The sequence below is a fragment of the Rhodococcoides trifolii genome (assembly GCF_014635345.1).
GTDB classification, from domain to species: Bacteria; Actinomycetota; Actinomycetes; order Mycobacteriales; family Mycobacteriaceae; genus Rhodococcoides; species Rhodococcoides trifolii.
Genome location: NZ_BMCU01000002.1, coordinates 769943 through 785781 on the forward strand (window position 1 = coordinate 769943; position 15839 = coordinate 785781).

Sequence of the window (15839 nt, forward strand, 5' to 3'; positions counted from 1 at the left end):
AGAACCAAAGTACCTCTGTCGCAACATGATCAGCAGCCACTGAATTCGATGTCCGTCGGTTCGACGACCGGGTGAATGTACTCGAACACGCCCTCCAACGGGGGTCTTGCGTGTTTTCGTTTCTATCGCGGCATATGATCGATTCGAATCCTTGCCGGCCACATCCACGCAAGGGCCGAAACCGTGAGAGGGAACAATACAAATGGCACGACGCACCACTGTCCAGATGATCGACGATGTCGACGGATCGCTGATCAAGGAGGGTCAAGGCGAAACCGTCGAGTTCTCTCTCGGCGGGGTTTCGTACACCATCGACCTCAATCACAAGCACGCCAACGAGCTGTACGACCAGTTCGCATTCTGGGTCGAGCACGCCGAGAAGACCGGTGGTCGCAAGGCTCGCCGTTCCACCACTGCCGCTGCGCCCAAGAAGGGGCGCCAGGATTTGCAGGACGTTCGCGCCTGGGCCAAGGACAACGGCTTTGCCGTGTCGGCTCGCGGACGCATCAGCCAGGAAATTCAGGACGCGTACGACGCTGCTCACTGAGCAACGGTGCGGCCGACGCGCGGTGCGCTATATTAGGTAACACTTACCTATCCCGGAAGGGGGCGCACCCGTGGCGCGACGCACCACCACACTCACGGTCGTCAGAACCGAACGCCTGACACCGCACATGGTCCGGGTCTTCTTGGGAGACCCGGACTTCGGCGCGTTCGAACCCAGCGAGTTCACCGACTCCTACGTCAAGATCCATCTCGGGCACGACGACGATCCCACGCTCCGTACCTACACGGTCCGGTCCGTGGATTCGGTCCGTCGAGAGATTGCCATCGATTTCGTCGTCCACGGAGACGAAGGAATTGCGGGACCGTGGGCGTCGACGGTGCAGCCGGGCACCAGTGTGACGATGTTCGGCCCCGGTGGTGCGTATTCCCCTCGGCCGGATGCGGACTGGCATCTGTTCGCCGGCGACGAATCGGCAATTCCCGCAATATCTGCGGCTGTCGAATCGCTGCCCGAAGACGCCATCGCGAAGGTGTTCATCGAAGTTGCCGATCGGCACGACGAGATCTACATGGAAACGCTGGCACTGGTCGACGTCACCTGGATTCACCGGGGCGCAGCGTCGAACGAAGTGGGGGACGACAACGCCGGCGACAATTCCCCGCTGATCGCTGCGGTGCGCGCAACCGAGTGGCTGCCCGGACAGGCTCAGGTCTTCGTACACGGCGAGGCGCAGGCTGTGATGCAGAACATCCGCCCGTACATTCGCAAGGAACGAGGCGTGCCGGCGGAGTGGGCGTCGATCTCCGGGTACTGGAGACGCGGCCGCACCGAAGAGGGTTTCCGCGAGTGGAAACGTGAACTGGCCGCCGCCGAATCATGACAGCGATCGGATGACGACCGAATGACCGACAGCGCGGTGATGGATCGGTACGCCGCGCACTTGCGGCTGCAGCGGGGGCGTTCGGAACACACGATTCGTGCGTACCTGTCCGACGCCCGCAGCCTGGTCGGCCATCTCGAACGCGAGGCGCCTGACTCCGCGCTGTCGGACATCACCCTGACCGTGTTGCGAAGCTGGCTCGCGTCGCTCTCTCGTAGTGGGTCCGCCCGCACATCCGTCTCTCGTCGGGCATCGTCGGCCCGCACGTTCACCGCGTGGCTGTTTCGCGAAGGCGTCTTGGACGCAGACCCGGGTGCACGCCTCGTCGCGCCGACATCGCGCCGTACGTTGCCCGCCGTGTTGCGCGCGGATCAGGCGGCTGCCGCACTCACGGCCGCCGAGTCGGGCGCTGCGCAGGACGACCCTCTCGCGCTTCGCGACCGTCTGGTCGTCGAACTGCTGTACTCCACCGGTATCAGAGTCGGCGAGTTGTGCGGACTCGACGTGGACGACGTCGACCTGGGCCGCCGGCTGGTGCGGGTGATCGGAAAAGGCAACAAAGAACGGTCGGCTCCGTTCGGAAGGCCCGCGGCGGACGCGGTCCACGCGTGGCTCGGGGTGGGGCGACCAGCGCTCGCGGCACCGGCGTCGGGACCGGCCCTGCTGCTGGGCAAGCGCGGTGGGCGGCTCGACCAGCGGCAAGCGCGGAGCATCGTGCACGATGTGCTGTCGGTGGTGCCAGGTGCTCCCGACCTGGGGCCGCACGGTCTACGGCACTCCGCCGCCACACATCTGCTCGAGGGCGGAGCGGATCTGCGCGTGGTCCAGGAAATTCTCGGGCACGCATCCTTGGCGACCACGCAGCTGTACACCCATGTTTCGGTAGAACGCCTGCGAGCGGTGCACGATCAAGCGCATCCGCGCGCATAATCCGACCTTTTCGGACCGTACGTCACCATTTGGTACGGTGTACCCGAAGTAACATCCATTTCGTAGTGAGGTGGAACAGGCTTCGGTCTCGAAGCAGCAGGGTCGGGTAGCAGGCGGGTGAACATTCCCCGTCGACGGCACGAGGGAGGACCGTGGATCGTCACGTCAACGACCGAGACCGGTTCTGGCTGCCCGGAACCCCGTCGCAGGAGTGGTCGGTTCCCGGCTCGAGCACGTCCACGCCTGTGTTCCGAGCCGACTCGACTCGCTTCGACACCGTGTACGACACCGGTCATCACGTCCACGAGCAGCAAGAGCCGCAACGCGGAGCGGCGCGGCCGCACGTGGGCCACGAGTTGGGTGCCGACGCGCTGCTCGATCGGTCGCACCGCGATCCGCGGCAGGGATGGCGCCGCACGATCCAGCGCTTCACCGCGGGCGCGTTCAACTCCGGAGAGCCGACGGCGGCAGAACGGCTCGCATCGCAGGTGAGTCGCATCCGGCAGCCCATCAGCAGTGATTACCGGATTGCTTTCCTGTCTCTCAAGGGTGGAGTCGGAAAGACCACCGTCACGGTCGGTCTCGGCTCGACGTTCGCGTCGCTACGCGGGGACAACGTGGTCGCCGTCGATGCGAATCCCGACTTCGGAACGCTCGCGGAACGGGTTCCGCAGCAGACCAAGTCGACGGTGCGCGATCTCCTGGCCGCAGGGCCCTATATTCGCCGGTACTCCGATATTCGCGCCCACACGTCGCAATCGCCCAGCCGGCTCGAAGTGATTGCAGGCGAGCGTGACCCAGCGGCGTCGGAGGCGTTCACCGAGTCGGACTATCGCGGTGTCATCGAGTTGCTCCGCGTGCACTACAACCTCATTCTGACCGACTGCGGAACCGGCATCATGCACTCTGCGATGAACGGCGTTCTCAGCCTTGCGCATTCGCTGGTCCTGGTCAGCTCGCCTGCGGTCGACGGTGCGCGAAGCGCGGCCGCCACGCTGGATTGGCTGGGCCTGCACGGGTATTCGCATCTGGTCGAGCGCACCGTCGTCGTCGTGAGCGCGCACCGCCCGGGAACGGCCAGCATCGACATGAACGAACTGACTCGGCATTTCATGGCGAGGTGTCGAGCCGTCGTGGTGGTGCCGTTCGACGAGCATCTGGCGGAGGGGTCGGTCGTCGACCTGGAGAAACTGCGCCCGCGCACCCGAGCGGCGTTCACCGATCTCGCCGCGATGGTGGCCGACGACTTCCCGGACGCCGGCGGTCGACACGCCACTGCTCAACGGTAGGTCGCAACCACGGGTTCGAGCCGCACCGGTCGGCTGTTCACGAGCGCCGTCGGGTCGAGGTAGTCACGGTCTCGTCGCAGCCCCCAGTGCAGGCACGCTGTCGTCGGGCAACCGGGATGGCCGGCTGCCACAGTTCCGATCGGTTGTCCGCGCCGCACACGGTCACCTGCCGAGACACCGGCGTCGACCGGTTCGTAGGTGGTTCGAAGGCCGCCGGGATGCTCGATCGAGACGACGGGTTTGTCCGCCACCAACCCGGCGTACACCACGACGCCGTCTCCGGCAGCGAGCACGGCCGCTCCGGGTTCGGTCGCAAGATCGACACCCCGGTGGCCCGGCAGCCATCGTTCGTCGGGCAGATCGAACGCCCTCACAACGTGGGGGCGCGGCGTCAGTGGCCACCCGAATCCCTCGTTCTGCGCGGATGCGTCCGCCGAAGCGAACAGCCCCAGTGCATTAAAGAGACACAGTGCACCTAGGAGACACAGTGCATTCAGGAGAATCATCGTTCGGCGGACCATCTCGACAGCATCTCCGGACGCCGGTGGGTAGCGGCGGCGGTTCTCGCGGCCTGTGGACGACGGGGTACCGCCATCCACACATCGTTCGTTCGTCTTGACAGAACGGTTGCGAACAGGTCGTGGTTATGACCTGCGGCTTCGACGCCGTACACTGGCTGTGCGGCTCGTGTCATCACGGGTCGACTTCGCGCGTTCGCGTTCAGTCACCCCTCGGGGAGTCCGAACACCGAGCCTCCGGCTGGTCCTGCAGTGCAGGTCCGGGGGCCACGAGCGCCAGGGCGGAAAGCACGGCTTCCCGCGACAACCGGCACTACGAAAGAGAGTTCTTCAGCCATGGCTGTAGTAACCATGAAGCAGCTGCTCGACAGCGGCACGCACTTCGGGCATCAGACCCGCCGTTGGAACCCGAAGATGAAGCGATTCATCTTCACCGACCGCAACGGCATCTACATCATCGACTTGCAGCAGACGCTGACGTACATCGACAAGGCGTACGAGTTCGTCAAGGAGACCGTTGCCCACGGCGGCACCGTCCTCTTCGTCGGAACCAAGAAGCAGGCGCAGGAATCCATCGCAGCCGAGGCCACTCGCGTCGGTATGCCGTATGTGAACCAGCGCTGGCTCGGCGGCATGCTCACCAACTTCAGCACCGTGCACAAGCGCCTCATCCGGCTCAAGGAACTCGAGTCGATGGAGCAGACCGGTGGCTTCGAGGGACGCACCAAGAAGGAAATCCTCATGCTCACGCGTGAGATGACCAAGCTGGACCGCACCCTCGGCGGAATCCGGGACATGTCCAAGGTCCCGTCGGCAATCTGGATCGTCGACACCAACAAGGAGCACCTCGCGGTTGCCGAGGCGCGCAAGCTGAACATCCCGGTCATCGCGATCCTGGACACCAACTGCGATCCCGACGTGGTCGACTACCCGATCCCGGGTAACGACGACGCCATCCGCAGCGCAGCCCTGCTGACCAAGGTCGTGGCGTCTGCCGTGGCCGAGGGCGTGCAGGCGCGTGCGGGCCGCAACACCGGTTCGGACGACAAGCCCGAGGTCGGCGCAGGCGAGCCTCTCGCCGAGTGGGAGCTCGAGCAGCTCGCACAGGCGTCACCGGCTGCCGAGGCCACCACGGCCGCAGCAGCGGAGGTTCCCGCCGCCGACGAGGCGCCGGTCACCGACGCACCCGCGACGGAAGCGCCTGCCGCCACGGAGGCACCTGCCGCCACGGAAGCTCCTGCCGCACAGGCATAGTCGACGCGGCCCCGGTCAGAATTTCTGGCCGGGGCTGTTTCGTCAGGTTTTCGAACTTTGTCTCTATCCCACACATCAAGAGGAGGCTCGCCCACCATGGCGAACTACACCGCCGCTGACGTCAAGCGGCTCCGCGAGCTCACCGGCTCCGGAATGATGGACTGCAAGAACGCGCTCGCCGAGACCGACGGAGACTTCGACAAGGCCGTCGAGCAGCTCCGCATCAAGGGCGCGAAGGACGTCGGCAAGCGTGCCGAGCGGTCCACCGCCGAGGGCCTGGTCGTCGCCAAGGGCGGCGTCCTCGTCGAGATCAACTCCGAGACCGACTTCGTCGCCAAGAACGCCGAGTTCCAGGCATTCGCGCAGTCGATCGCCGATGTCGCCGCCGAGGGCAAGCCCGCCGACGTGGACGCGCTCAAGGCGCTGACGCTCGACGGCAAGACCGTCGACGTCGCGTTGCAGGAGCTGTCGGCGAAGATCGGCGAGAAGCTCGAGATCCGTCGCGTCGTGTCCTTCGACGGACCCGTCGCCACGTACCTGCACAAGCGCAGCTCGGACCTTCCGCCCGCCGTCGGTGTCCTCGTCGAGTACACCGGTGAGGGCGACGCTGCAGCGGAGGCCGCTCGCGGCGCCGCCATGCAGGTGGCCGCACTCAAGGCGAAGTACGTCACCCGCGACGAGGTGCCGTCCGACATCGTCGACGGCGAACGTCGCATCGCCGAGGAGACGGCCCGCGAAGAGGGCAAGCCCGCCGCGGCACTGCCGAAGATCGTGGAAGGCCGCGTCAACGGCTTCTTCAAGGACGTCGTTCTGACCGAGCAGTCGTCGGTTCAGGACTCGAAGAAGTCCGTGAAGGCCATCCTCGCCGACGCAGGTGTCACGATCACCCGCTTCGTTCGCTTCGAGGTCGGCTCGAACTGATCTCGTGAACAACTCGACTGTGCCGTTCATCCTTCAGGGGTGGACGGCACAGTCGTGAGTGGGGCATGAGGCAGGATGAGACCGCGAAGAGTCGCCACGTACTCCTAAGGAGCTTTCCATGACCGAACCGGAAACCGAACGACCTGGCTTTCGGCGCGTGCTGCTGAAGCTGGGCGGCGAGATGTTCGGCGGCGGTGAGGTGGGTCTGGACCCCGACGTGGTGCAGAAGGTCGCCGAGGAAATTGCCTACGTGGTGCGGACCGGTGTGCAGGTTGCGGTCGTCATCGGGGGCGGGAACTTCTTCCGAGGTGCCGAACTGCAGGTGCGGGGAATGGACCGGTCCAGGTCCGACTACATGGGCATGCTCGGAACGGTCATGAATTGCCTTGCGCTGCAAGATTTCTTGGAGAAGCAGGGCATCGCGACGCGTGTGCAGACCGCCATCACCATGGGCCAGGTCGCCGAACCGTACATCCCTTTGCGCGCGCAGCGTCACCTGGAGAAGGGGCGTGTGGTGATCTTCGGAGCGGGCATGGGCATGCCGTACTTCTCCACCGACACCACGGCCGCGCAGCGTGCCCTCGAGATCGGTGCCGAGGTGGTGCTGATGGCCAAGGCCGTCGACGGCGTCTACTCCGCGGACCCCCGCACGGATCCGGACGCCACGATGTACGACCAGATCAGTCACCGTGAGGTCATCGAGAAGGGTCTCAAGGTCGCCGACGCCACCGCGTTCAGCCTCTGCATGGACAATCAGATGCCGATCATGGTGTTCAACCTGTTGACCGAGGGAAACATCGCCCGAGCCGTGCGCGGTGAGAAAATCGGGACGTTGGTCAAATAGTGAACGTACACAGCAAGATTCGGAAGGACCGGTCGTGATCGACGAAGCATTGTTCGACGCAGAAGAAAAAATGGAGAAGGCCGTCACGGTTGCCCAGAACGACCTGGGGTCCATCCGTACCGGACGAGCGAATCCGGGCATGTTCAATCGCATCGTGATCGACTACTACGGATCTCCCACGCCCATCACGCAGCTCGCCGGCATCAACGTGCCCGAGGCGCGCATGGTCATCGTCAAGCCTTACGAGCAGTCGCAGCTGAACGCCATCGAGACTGCGATCCGCAACTCCGATCTCGGTGTCAACCCGTCGAACGACGGCAACATCATCCGGATCTCGATTCCGCAGCTCACCGAGGATCGGCGTCGCGATTTCGTCAAGCAGGCAAAGGGCAAGGGCGAGGATGCGAAGGTGTCCATTCGCAACGTCCGGCGCAAGGCGATGGACGAACTGAAGCGCATCCAGAAGGACGGCGAGGCGGGGGAGGACGAGGTCTCGCGCGCCGAAGCGGAACTCGACAAGACCACCGCGAAGTACGTCGCGTCGATCGACGACCTCGTGAAGAACAAGGAAGCGGACTTGATGGAGGTATGAGTGACCTCCGATAGCGCCCCGCTCGACACACCCGAGCACCCCGAGGCGGTGGCGAAGACCTCCCGAGCCGGCCGCGATCTCCCCGCTGCCATCGCGGTGGGGGGAAGCCTCGGCGTCATGTGCATCGTCGTGCTCGTCTTCGTCCCGAAGGTGTTCATCGGGGTTGCCGCGGTGGCTGTCGCGATCGCGACGTGGGAAGTGGCGAAACGCCTGCGCGAGGGCGGAATCGAAGTCCCGCGGATCCCTCTGATCGTCGGCGGTCAGGCGGTGATGTGGTTCGCTTGGCCGTACGGCGCCATGGGCGCCGTCACTGCGTTCACCGCCACGGTGCTGGTGATGATGGTGTGGCAGCTCCTGGGTCGAGGACTGTCGGCTCCGCCCCAGAATTTCCTGCGGGATACCGCCATCTCGGTGTTCGTGCTCGCATGGTTGCCTCTGCTCGGCGCATTCGTGACGATGCTGACGCTCGAAGACAACGGCGGCTTCCGCGTCCTGGTCCTGATGATCGCGGTGGTGTGCTCCGACATCGGTGGCTACGCGGCGGGCGTTCTGTTCGGCCGACACCCGATGGCGCCTGCCATCAGCCCGAAGAAGTCCTGGGAAGGTCTCGGCGGGTCACTGCTGTTCTGCATCGCCGGATGCCTGTGCACGGTCACGTTCATGCTGCACGCGAACCCGCTCATCGGTGTTCTACTCGGAATTCTCGTGGTGTTCAGTGCCACCCTGGGCGACCTGATCGAGTCCCAGGTCAAACGAGACCTCAAGATCAAGGACATGGGCACCCTGCTCCCCGGTCACGGCGGAATCATGGACCGACTCGATTCGGTACTGCCGTCGGTGTTCGTGACGTGGGTCGTGCTCACCGCCCTCGTCTGACGCCGCCCTGTCATGGCCGTGATCAAGAGCCCCAACATCTGGAACTGGCCCGAGGTGTACGAGGCGGAGAACCGCGCTCAGGATGCACACGACGCACTGTTCACCGCGCTTCGCGAGGTGGCCGACTGGGCCGGTAAGGACGTCGTCGACGTCGGGTGCGGAACCGGATTCCATCTCCCGAGGTTCGCCACCGACGCTCGGTCGGTACTGGGAGTCGAACCGCACCAGCCGCTCCTTCCGGCCGCCACGGCGCGAGTTCGCAACCTACCGTCGGTATCGGTGGCGCTCGGATCCGCGGAACGCTTACCGCTGCCGGACGAGTCCGTCGACGTCGTGCACGCGCGCACCGCCTACTTCTTCGGCGCCGGATGCGGACCCGGAATCATCGAGGCGCTGCGGGTCTTACGGCCGGGCGGGGTGCTGGTCGTCGTAGACCTCGACGCCACCGCGTCGCCGTACGGCGACTGGATGCGGGCAGACCTGCCGCACTACGACCCGGTCGCCGTGGAGCGCTTCTTCGACGCACAGGGGTTCGACCTGAGACGGGTCGAGACGTTGTGGCGGTTCGACGACAGGCGCTCACTACGGGAGGTCCTGTCGATCGAGTTCTCCGGCAAGATCGCCCGCCGCGCGATCGACAGCGTTCCCGGTCTGTCGTTCCCGGTGCGTTACCGACTGCACACGCGGCGCAAGCCCACCGGACTGATCAACCTGCGGTGATGCCGAACGTGGCCGCCTGAGCGGTGATCTTCTTGGCCTTGGCCAGACGCGGGAGGTCACTGCCGTCGCGCACGCGCGATCCGTCCTCACCGAGCGCGTCGATGACGTCGCGGGCCCACGTCACATCGGCCGGGCTCGGGGCGAGCTCACGGTTGACGATCGCGGCCTGATCGGAATGCATGCACAACTTCCCGGACATTCCCATCGAGAGCGTGAGCGCACTGTCACGGCTGAGCATGCCGTCGTTGGCCGCCAGGGTCGGTCCGTCGATCGGTCCGGGCAGGCGAGCGGCGCGGGAGGACACGACCAGTCGTGAACGCGGGTACGCCATGGCCAGCGGCTCGTCGCTCATGCCGGTGTCACGCCGGAAGTCACCGCTGCCGAACGCAAGGCGGAACGTCGCATTGGCGCGAGCAATCTCGGGGGTGGCTTCGAGGCCCACCGCGGACTCGATCAACGCCAGGACGCGTGTGCCCTCGGGCAGACGGTCCGCGGTCATCTCGACCTGGCTGCCACTCTCGGTCTTGGCAAGCATGACGCCCTGCAGTCCGGGGACCCCGGACAACGCAGCGAGGTCGTCGGCCCAGAACGTGGTGGTGGCGTCGTTGATGCGCACCCAGGCGGTTCCGCCGTTCGACAGCCACTCCACCACGGCCTGCCGTGCGGCCGGCTTCGCAGCGGGGGCAACCGCGTCCTCGATGTCCAGAATGAGAGCGTCGACGCCCGATTGTGCTGCAGCGGTGAACGTTTCGGGCTTGGTGGCCGGAACCAGCAGCCACGACCGCGCCTTGTCGGCGGCGATGGCAGGTTGCACGGAAGTCTCCAGAAAGGTGGTCACGGTGCGTTCCTCGCTCGTCGTCGGTGGTGTCGAAACTCCATCGTGCACGTGAGTACGCTCCTCGCGAAAGATTGTGTCAATACTGTTCACCAGCAGTTTCGCCTGTCCGAAGCAGCATTGGCCACTTACCCGTCGGTAGTGGGACACTGATCTCATCATGGCAACAACACAGCTTCCCTTGGTTTTCGACGCACCTCGCCGCGGCATGCCGCCCAAGCACCTGGCCGACCTCGACGCGACTCAGCGGCGAAAGGCGGTCACCGATCTGGGCCTGCCAGCCTTCCGGGCCGACCAGCTCGCGCGGCAGTACTACGGCCGGCTCGAAGCGGACCCCGCCAAGATGACGGACCTCCCCGCATCGGTTCGTGACGCCGTCGGCACCGCCCTGTTCCCGACTCTGCTCACGCCGGTCAAGCACCTGTCCTGTGACGGTGGTGACACGCGCAAGACACTGTGGAAGGCCGGCGACGGCACATTGCTCGAAAGCGTTCTCATGCGCTATCCGGGCCGCGCCACCCTCTGCATCTCGAGCCAGGCCGGCTGCGGAATGGCGTGCCCGTTCTGCGCGACCGGTCAGGGCGGGCTGCAGCGCAATCTGTCGACCGCGGAGATCGTGGACCAGGTTCGCTCGGCGGCCGCCGATCTGCGCGACGGGGAAGTCGAGGGGGGCGAGGGCCGCCTGTCGAATGTGGTGTTCATGGGAATGGGGGAGCCCCTCGCGAACTACAAGCGCGTGGTCGACGCCGTTCGACGCATCGTCTCACCGGCACCGGAGGGCCTCGGTCTGTCGCAGCGTTCGGTGACGGTGTCCACCGTCGGGCTCGCCCCGGCGATACGCAAACTTGCCGACGAGGGCCTCACCGTGACGCTCGCCGTGTCGCTGCACTGCCCCGACGACGAGCTGCGCGACACGCTGGTGCCGGTGAACAACCGCTGGGCCATCAAAGAAGTTCTCGATGCAGCTCGCTACTACGCCGACAAGACCGGTCGACGGGTCTCGATCGAATACGCCTTGATCCGGGACGTCAACGACCAGCCGTGGCGTGCCGATCTGTTGGGCAAGAAGCTGCACAAGGCGCTCGGCGCGCTGGTACACGTGAATTTGATTCCGTTGAACCCGACGCCCGGTAGCGAGTGGGACGCGAGCCCGAAGCCCGTACAGGACGAGTTCGTGAAGAGGGTCATCGCACAGGGCGTGTCGTGCACGGTGCGTGACACCCGCGGGCAGGAGATCGCAGCGGCCTGCGGCCAGCTCGCCGCGGAGAACTGACTCGGCGCGAGCTACCGCTGGCGGCGGCGCTTGACGATGTCGAGGACCAACATCAGGATCAGAACGAGCGCGAGCCCGACCAGCCACAGGTCCTCGACCTTGCCCACGTGGTTACCGATCAGCTGAACCAGCAACATGAGCGCCACGATCCACCCCGCCGCGCGGAACGCACGCGGAGCCTCGCCGCTCCAACCCCAGGCAGCGGAGGGAACCTCGGCGGCCGTGGTGAGATCGTGGATCGATGCGGGACTGTTGTTGTCGGCCACGGTGTCTCTCCTGAACATTCGTCGGGCGGGTTTCCCCGTCGCATTGTCCGCAATCTTGGCATACGACCGTCCGTCGTAGCCATCGGGGACGCGCCCATTCCAGCGAGTCCTCGCGTGGGCTGCGACAATTCCCGGCGTGACTTCGACGCGTCTTCCGCACCCTCTCGACGGTTATCCGCGCGACATGGTCGGCTACGGCCGCCACGCTCCCGATCCGAAATGGCCGGACGGCGCCAAGATTGCGGTGCAGTTCGTCCTCAACTACGAGGAGGGTGCGGAGAACAACGTGCTCGACGGGGATACCAAGTCGGAGACCTTTCTCTCCGAAATGGTAGGGGCGCAGGCGTTTCCGAACCGGCACATGAGTATGGAGTCGCTGTACGAGTACGGATCGCGGGCCGGTCTGTGGCGGGTTCTGCGCACCTTCGAGAAGCGTGATCTGCCGCTCACGGTGTTCGCCGTCGCCAAGGCCATGGAACGCAACCCGGAGGCGGTCGCCGCGTTCGGTGAGCTCGGGCACGAAATTGCCTGCCACGGTTTGCGCTGGCTGTCCTACCAGCTGATCGACGAGCACGTCGAACGTGAACACATGGCCGAGGCAGTCTCGATTCTCACCGAGCTGACGGGGGCAGCGCCGCTCGGGTGGTACACCGGCCGCGACTCGCCGAACACGCGGTCGCTCGTCGTGGAGCACGGCGGCTTTCTGTACGACTCCGATTCGTACGCCGACGACCTTCCCTACTGGGAGAAGGTCTCGACGGGGACCACCTCGGTCGATCACCTCGTCGTCCCGTACACGCTCGACACGAACGACATGCGGTTCGCCTCGCCCGGTGGATTCCCGTCCGGTGAGCAGTTCTTCGCGCACCTGCGCGACGCGTTCGACGCGCTGTACGCCGAGGGGGTCGACGGTGCGCCGAAGATGCTCTCGGTGGGATTGCACTGTCGAATCGTCGGGCGGCCGGCTCGGATCGTGGCGTTGGAGCGTTTCCTGGACCACGTGCAGAGCCACGACGACGTGTGGATCACCCGCCGTGTCGACATTGCGCGCCACTGGCACGCCCACCACGCACCCGGCGGTTCTACGGCCTGGCCAACGCGGACAGGTACCGGCCGGTCATCAACTTCTGGGTGGCGCGATTGAACGGGCCGCCCAGGGCGACGAGCTTGTTTCCGGGCCGTGAGAACGCGCGAATGTGCGCGCTGACCTCCTCGGTCGCCGGATCGAACTCGGCGACGAAGGACTCCTCACCGCTCTCCGGGTGACCGGGCAACGTGCCGTAGACGAATCCTCGGCGGGTCGGCTCGTCGACGATCCGCACGACCCGGCACGGAATCGAGATCGGGCCCAGTCCGAGCACTACGATCGATCCCTCCTCGGCGCGCACGGTGGACGCCCGCACGCGCAAGCCTGCTCCGCGGTGCATGTCGAACTCGAGGATCCGGCGGCCCGCCAGATCGAATGCCTGCCGACCCTGACCGATCCGTCGTCGAACATCGACGTGGTGATACCCCGGCGGCATGTCACCGGCGGTGGCCCCGACCTCGTCGTAAGTCAGTGGGCGGTCGGCGTACGCGCTCAGATCCATGGCTCCGATCCTCACACGCACGGCCTCCGCCGGATACATAGGAGGCTCTCAGAATCGATCGGCCACAATAGCGAGGTGGGACAACAGCGAATCCGAGTGCTCATCCTCGGCAGCACGGGCTCGATCGGCACCCAGGCGCTCGAGGTGATCGCAGCGCGGCCGGATCGCTTCGAGGTGGTCGGCCTGGCTGCCGGAGGCGCGAACATCGACCTGCTGAACAGGCAGATCGCGGAGACCGGAGTCACCGAGGTCGCCGTTGCCCGCACCGGAGCCGAGATCGATGGCCTCACCCCACGCACCGGGCCGAACGCGGCCACGGAACTCGTCCGCGGCGTCGAGGCGGACGTCGTGTTGAACGGGCTGGTCGGGTCGCTCGGTCTCGAGCCCACACTCGCCGCGCTGCAGACCGGTACCCGGTTGGCGCTGGCGAACAAGGAATCCCTGGTCGCCGGTGGATCCTTGGTGACGAAAGCTGCGGCGCCCGGTCAGATCGTGCCCGTCGACTCGGAGCATTCGGCGCTTGCCCAGTGCCTGCGCGGGGGCCGTGCCGACGAGGTGGCCCGACTGGTCGTGACCGCGTCCGGCGGACCGTTCCGAAACTGGGACCGCGAGGGGCTCGAGTCGGTGACACCCGAACAGGCCGGTAAGCACCCGACGTGGTCGATGGGCCCGATGAACACGCTCAATTCGGCGACGCTGATCAACAAGGGCCTCGAGGTGATCGAAGCGCACCTCTTGTTCGGGATTCCCTACGACAGGATCGACGTCACGGTGCACCCGCAGTCCATCGTCCACTCGATGGTCACCTTCGTCGACGGGTCGACTCTCGCGCAGGCGAGCCCGCCGGACATGAAGCTCCCGATCGCACTCGCGTTGGGGTGGCCCGACCGGGTGCCGAATGCCACCCTGGCGTGTGACTTCACCACGGCCGCGCATTGGGACTTCGAGCCTCTCGACGACGAGGTGTTTCCCGCGGTGGCGTTGGCGCGTCGCGCAGGCGAGCTGGGCGGATGCATGACCGCCGTGTACAACGCCGCCAACGAGGTTGCGGCACAGGCGTTCCTGGACGGGCGGGTGTCGTTTCCCGCCATCGTCGACGCCGTGTCGGACGTCGTCGAGGCCGGCGCCGCCAGGTGGTCGGCGGAACCGACTACCGTGGGCGACGTTCTCGAGGCGGACTCGTGGGCGCGCAGTGCCGCGGCGACGTTCGTCGACAATCGTGAAGGGGTGTCGCTCTCGTGATGTTCGCTTTCGGAGTGGTTCTCTTCGCCCTCGGAATCGGAATCTCCGTGGCGTTGCACGAGGCCGGCCACATGTGGACCGCCCAGAAGCTCGGCATGAAGGTTCGCCGGTACTACATCGGTTTCGGACCGAAAATCTTCTCGTGGCGCCGAGGTGAGACGGAGTACGGGCTCAAGGCCATTCCCGCAGGCGGCTTCTGCGACATCGCCGGAATGACCGCAGTCGACGAGCTTGCCCCCGACGAGGTCGATCGGGCCATGTTCAAGCAGAAGACCTGGAAGCGTCTGATCGTGATGTTCGGCGGAATCGGCATGAACTTCGTGCTCGGGTTCGCGCTCGTCTTCGCGTTGGCCTTGGGTTGGGGCTTGCCGGACCGCGAGACCGCGCCCACTGCGCAGGTCGGCGGCCTCAGTTGCGCCGCTCCGACGCAGGCGCAGGACGGGTCGCTGTCCGCGTGCAGCGGGCCGGGACCGGCGCAGCAGGCCGGACTGCAGCAGGGCGACGTGATCACCTCGGTGAACGGAACGTCTACGCCCACCAGCGACGACGTGGTGTCCGCCTTGCAGCCTCTCACCGGGACCGTCGAGCTGGGCATCACCCGCGACGACCGTCAAGTGACGCTGCCCGTACAACTGCAGCAGGTGCAGCGCTACGTGAAGTCGGAATCGGGCGAGCTCACCTCCACCACCGTCGGTGCGGTCGGCATGAGCATCGCGACCGTCGGGCCGCCCAACATCCGATACAACGTGCTGACGGCCATCCCGGGATCGCTGAGCTACACCGGATACATCTTCGGTCAGACCGCCCACGCGATCGTCCAGTTGCCCGCCAAGGTGGGGGCGCTCTGGACCGCGGTCACCGGTGGCGAGCGTGACGTCAACACCCCCATCAGCGTGGTCGGTGCGTCGGTCATCGGCGGTCAGGCCGCCGAGCGCGGACTGTGGGAAGTGTTCGTCGGTCTGCTCGCGACATTGAACTTCTTCCTCGGGGCGTTCAACCTGCTTCCGCTGCTCCCGCTGGACGGCGGACACATCGCGGTGACGATCTACGAGGGGATCCGCAACAAGCTGCGGTTCCGCAAGGGTTTGCCGGCCGGGCGGCCCGTCGACTACATGAAGCTGATGCCCGCGACGTATGTGGTGATCATTGCCGGCGGCGCATTCATGTTGCTCACGCTGACGGCCGACATCGTCAATCCGATCCAGCTCTTCCGGTAGAGAAGTGTTCGCACTCACGTCACCGTCGACGGGGCTCCGGCGCGTCTAGAGTGGAGGTCGAACGAATCACGAAAGAAGGGATTCC

The 15839-nt window shown here is 65.7% G+C and carries 17 protein-coding genes and 1 pseudogene; 14 read left to right on the forward strand and 4 right to left on the reverse strand.

The window, feature by feature from the left end; genetic code table 11:
- The first annotated feature begins 202 nt into the window (after window positions 1-202).
- From IEW02_RS10815 to IEW02_RS10830, 4 genes are all read left to right on the forward strand, one after another.
- Window positions 203-547: a histone-like nucleoid-structuring protein Lsr2 gene (locus tag IEW02_RS10815; RefSeq protein ID WP_188544784.1), complete on the forward strand. Its 345-nt coding sequence runs from the start codon at window positions 203-205 to the stop codon at window positions 545-547.
- A 70-nt stretch (window positions 548-617) separates the two neighbouring features.
- Window positions 618-1388 (forward strand): siderophore-interacting protein, encoded by a 771-nt coding sequence (locus tag IEW02_RS10820; RefSeq protein WP_188544785.1) that lies wholly within the window; start codon window positions 618-620, stop codon window positions 1386-1388.
- Window positions 1389-1409: 21 nt separating this feature from the next.
- On the forward strand, window positions 1410-2318 hold the full coding sequence (locus IEW02_RS10825) for a tyrosine recombinase XerC (RefSeq protein WP_188544786.1): 909 nt from the start codon (window positions 1410-1412) through the stop codon (window positions 2316-2318).
- A 152-nt stretch (window positions 2319-2470) separates the two neighbouring features.
- Complete coding sequence (locus IEW02_RS10830; RefSeq protein WP_188544787.1) at window positions 2471-3607, forward strand: MinD/ParA family ATP-binding protein; 1137 nt, start codon at window positions 2471-2473, stop codon at window positions 3605-3607.
- Here IEW02_RS10830 and IEW02_RS10835 read toward each other — a convergent pair.
- Window positions 3598-4113: a M23 family metallopeptidase gene (locus tag IEW02_RS10835; RefSeq protein ID WP_188545287.1), complete on the reverse strand. Its 516-nt coding sequence runs from the start codon at window positions 4111-4113 to the stop codon at window positions 3598-3600. The genes IEW02_RS10830 and IEW02_RS10835 overlap by 10 nt on opposite strands.
- 348 nt (window positions 4114-4461) lie before the next feature.
- Here IEW02_RS10835 and rpsB point away from each other — a divergent pair, with 348 nt between their 5' ends.
- The 6 genes from rpsB (at window position 4462) to IEW02_RS10865 (ending at window position 9332) form a co-directional block, all read left to right on the forward strand.
- Complete coding sequence (gene rpsB / locus IEW02_RS10840; RefSeq protein ID WP_188544788.1) at window positions 4462-5379, forward strand: 30S ribosomal protein S2; 918 nt, start codon at window positions 4462-4464, stop codon at window positions 5377-5379.
- 96 nt (window positions 5380-5475) lie between these two features.
- Window positions 5476-6300 carry a translation elongation factor Ts gene (gene tsf / locus IEW02_RS10845; RefSeq protein WP_188544789.1) on the forward strand — a complete coding sequence of 275 codons (825 nt, stop codon included), beginning with the start codon at window positions 5476-5478 and terminating at the stop codon, window positions 6298-6300.
- 118 nt (window positions 6301-6418) lie between these two features.
- Window positions 6419-7144, forward strand: a complete 726-nt coding sequence (gene pyrH, locus IEW02_RS10850) for a UMP kinase (protein ID WP_188544790.1) — start codon at window positions 6419-6421, stop codon at window positions 7142-7144.
- A gap of 34 nt (window positions 7145-7178) precedes the next feature.
- Entirely contained in the window at window positions 7179-7736 is a 558-nt protein-coding gene (gene frr / locus IEW02_RS10855; RefSeq protein WP_188544791.1) for a ribosome recycling factor, read from the forward strand.
- Entirely contained in the window at window positions 7737-8612 is an 876-nt protein-coding gene (locus IEW02_RS10860; RefSeq protein WP_229745937.1) for a phosphatidate cytidylyltransferase, read from the forward strand. It begins immediately after the preceding gene.
- Between the two features lie 12 nt (window positions 8613-8624).
- The gene (locus IEW02_RS10865; protein ID WP_188544792.1) at window positions 8625-9332 is read left to right on the forward strand and encodes a class I SAM-dependent methyltransferase; all 708 of its coding nucleotides are present in this window, start codon (window positions 8625-8627) and stop codon (window positions 9330-9332) included.
- Here IEW02_RS10865 and IEW02_RS10870 read toward each other — a convergent pair.
- Window positions 9319-10170, reverse strand: coding sequence for an HpcH/HpaI aldolase/citrate lyase family protein (locus tag IEW02_RS10870; protein WP_229745938.1), 852 nt, complete (start codon window positions 10168-10170; stop codon window positions 9319-9321). The two genes, IEW02_RS10865 and IEW02_RS10870, sit on opposite strands and share 14 nt — an antisense overlap.
- 157 nt (window positions 10171-10327) lie before the next feature.
- Here IEW02_RS10870 and rlmN point away from each other — a divergent pair, with 157 nt between their 5' ends.
- Window positions 10328-11440, forward strand: coding sequence for a dual-specificity RNA methyltransferase RlmN (gene rlmN / locus IEW02_RS10875; protein WP_188544793.1), 1113 nt, complete (start codon window positions 10328-10330; stop codon window positions 11438-11440).
- An 11-nt stretch (window positions 11441-11451) separates the two neighbouring features.
- On the opposite strand, the gene IEW02_RS10880 is transcribed toward rlmN, so the two are convergent.
- Window positions 11452-11706, reverse strand: a complete 255-nt coding sequence (locus IEW02_RS10880; protein ID WP_229745939.1) for a DUF2631 domain-containing protein — start codon at window positions 11704-11706, stop codon at window positions 11452-11454.
- A gap of 184 nt (window positions 11707-11890) precedes the next feature.
- On the opposite strand from IEW02_RS10880, the pseudogene puuE reads away from it, so the two are divergent.
- Window positions 11891-12775 (forward strand): annotated as a pseudogene (puuE, locus tag IEW02_RS10885) (allantoinase PuuE); the annotation flags it as partial.
- 13 nt (window positions 12776-12788) lie between these two features.
- Here puuE and IEW02_RS10890 read toward each other — a convergent pair.
- Window positions 12789-13295: a DUF1990 domain-containing protein gene (locus IEW02_RS10890; protein ID WP_188544795.1), complete on the reverse strand. Its 507-nt coding sequence runs from the start codon at window positions 13293-13295 to the stop codon at window positions 12789-12791.
- 75 nt (window positions 13296-13370) lie between these two features.
- Here IEW02_RS10890 and dxr point away from each other — a divergent pair, with 75 nt between their 5' ends.
- Both dxr and IEW02_RS10900 read left to right on the forward strand, forming a co-directional pair.
- On the forward strand, window positions 13371-14537 hold the full coding sequence (gene dxr, locus IEW02_RS10895) for a 1-deoxy-D-xylulose-5-phosphate reductoisomerase (protein WP_229745940.1): 1167 nt from the start codon (window positions 13371-13373) through the stop codon (window positions 14535-14537).
- Window positions 14534-15754 (forward strand): M50 family metallopeptidase, encoded by a 1221-nt coding sequence (locus tag IEW02_RS10900; protein WP_188544796.1) that lies wholly within the window; start codon window positions 14534-14536, stop codon window positions 15752-15754. The genes dxr and IEW02_RS10900 overlap by 4 nt, the downstream gene beginning before the upstream one ends.
- Window positions 15755-15839 lie beyond the last annotated feature (85 nt).

Excerpts from the sequence above, each read along its gene's own strand:
- IEW02_RS10815 (WP_188544784.1), top strand. The coding sequence starts at position 203 with ATGGCACGACGCACCACTGTCCAGATGATCGACGATGTCGACGGATCG.
- IEW02_RS10825 (WP_188544786.1), top strand. The coding sequence starts at position 1,410 with ATGACCGACAGCGCGGTGATGGATCGGTACGCCGCGCACTTGCGGCTG.
- IEW02_RS10835 (WP_188545287.1), bottom strand. The coding sequence starts at position 4,113 with ATGATTCTCCTGAATGCACTGTGTCTCCTAGGTGCACTGTGTCTCTTT.
- rpsB (WP_188544788.1), top strand. The coding sequence starts at position 4,462 with ATGGCTGTAGTAACCATGAAGCAGCTGCTCGACAGCGGCACGCACTTC.
- tsf (WP_188544789.1), top strand. The coding sequence starts at position 5,476 with ATGGCGAACTACACCGCCGCTGACGTCAAGCGGCTCCGCGAGCTCACC.
- pyrH (WP_188544790.1), top strand. The coding sequence starts at position 6,419 with ATGACCGAACCGGAAACCGAACGACCTGGCTTTCGGCGCGTGCTGCTG.
- IEW02_RS10865 (WP_188544792.1), top strand. The coding sequence starts at position 8,625 with ATGGCCGTGATCAAGAGCCCCAACATCTGGAACTGGCCCGAGGTGTAC.
- rlmN (WP_188544793.1), top strand. The coding sequence starts at position 10,328 with ATGGCAACAACACAGCTTCCCTTGGTTTTCGACGCACCTCGCCGCGGC.
- IEW02_RS10890 (WP_188544795.1), bottom strand. The coding sequence starts at position 13,295 with ATGGATCTGAGCGCGTACGCCGACCGCCCACTGACTTACGACGAGGTC.